Source organism: Candidatus Diapherotrites archaeon, assembly GCA_040755695.1.
Classification (GTDB): Archaea; Iainarchaeota; Iainarchaeia; order Iainarchaeales; family 1-14-0-10-31-34; genus JBFMAK01.
Window position 1 is genome coordinate 1 of the sequence record JBFMAK010000028.1, and the last position, 1,435, is coordinate 1,435.

Annotated in this window: 1 protein-coding gene; it reads left to right on the forward strand. The window is 44.0% G+C overall.

Annotated elements, in window-relative coordinates:
- Positions 1 to 68 precede the first annotated feature (68 nt).
- Positions 69 to 1,435: transposase (locus AB1467_07465; protein MEW6296093.1), on the forward strand; the 1,367-nt coding region annotated here is incomplete at its 3' end.

A 1,435-nucleotide genomic window follows, 5' to 3' on the forward strand; every position in this document is an offset into this window, starting at 1 on the left:
TTGGACTTTGGACAAAATGTAAAAAAAATATTAAGAAATCGGCGAATCTGGTCGAATAGTAGAGTATTATGAATACCAAACATTATACTACTCAACTTCACCAGTTTCGTCAAGAACTGTATTCAAATTTAACCTATCGGCCAGATGCGACGATGGATTTAATCGATTCATTATCGACGAACTCCAAGGCTCGTTCGGTGGTCGAATTAAGCTTAAGTCCTTTTTTCCGCCGTAGCTACAGCAGTGTGACTGACAGCATTGATAACTTCTTTAGCCGCTCGACCCCTGAGAAAGCTGGCACAGAACGATTAGAGGCTGCCCAAAAATGGATGCGGATAATTAGTCATTACCTCGAGCCTCCAAAACGTAAGTTTTGGTTGTTTGGGATAGATGTAACACCTGCACCTCGTCGTTTTTCATCTACGTTAGAGGATCGGGTATTTGTTTATCAACCGAATGCCATTTCAGGAAATCAGCCGGTAACTATTGGTCATCAATTTTCTTTTCTATCAGCTTTACCAGAAAAAGAAGAGAGAGACACTCCCTCCTGGACGGTTCCTCTTTTAGTGAATCGTGTAACCAGCAAAGACACGGCCACAAAGATAGCTACCCAACAAACAGAAATGTTATTGACGGATAAAACACTGCCCTTTTACCAAAAGTTTTGTGTCAATGTAGTAGATAGCGCTTATAGCGCCGCGTCATATCTTGGTCGTGTGCAACATCATAAGAACTTAGTGGTCATCGCGCGACTGCGGGGAAATCGCACTCTGTATCGAGAACCAAAATTGTCTTCGGCCAAGAAGCGGGGCAAAGCTCATCCCACCTGGTATGGAAAACCTTTTTCGCTTAAGAAGCCCGAAACATGGCATGACCCCAATCAATCATGTCAGTTCACTTATCTCAGCAGGCGAAACAAAGAATATACTGTTAAGATAGAAGCCTGGCACAACTTGCTGATGACTGGGAAACAGGATATCCCTCTGCACCAATACCCGTTTACCCTGGTGCGTATTCGATATTTTGATGCCCAGGGTAGAGAAGCCTTTAAACGTCCATTATGGTTAATCGTTATGGGGAAAAGGCGTCATGAACTCTCACTTAGCGATATCTGGGAATCTTATCAGCAACGGTATGACTTGGAACACTTTTTCCGCTTCGGTAAACAACATCTACTAATGGCCGCTTATCAAACCCCGGAAGTTGAGCATGAAGAAAACTGGTGGCAAATTGTGTCACTGGTTTCTGTCCAGTTATATTTAGCCCGGCATCTTGCTCAGGCCATGCCTAATTCATGGGAGAAATATCTATCAACGTTCAAGTCTGATAAAATGGTGGCTTCCCCAACCAGAACACTCAGAGACTTTGGACGAATAATTGGCCAGATTGGGACACCAGCCAAAGTTCCCAAACCCAGGGGTAAATCCCCCGGCCG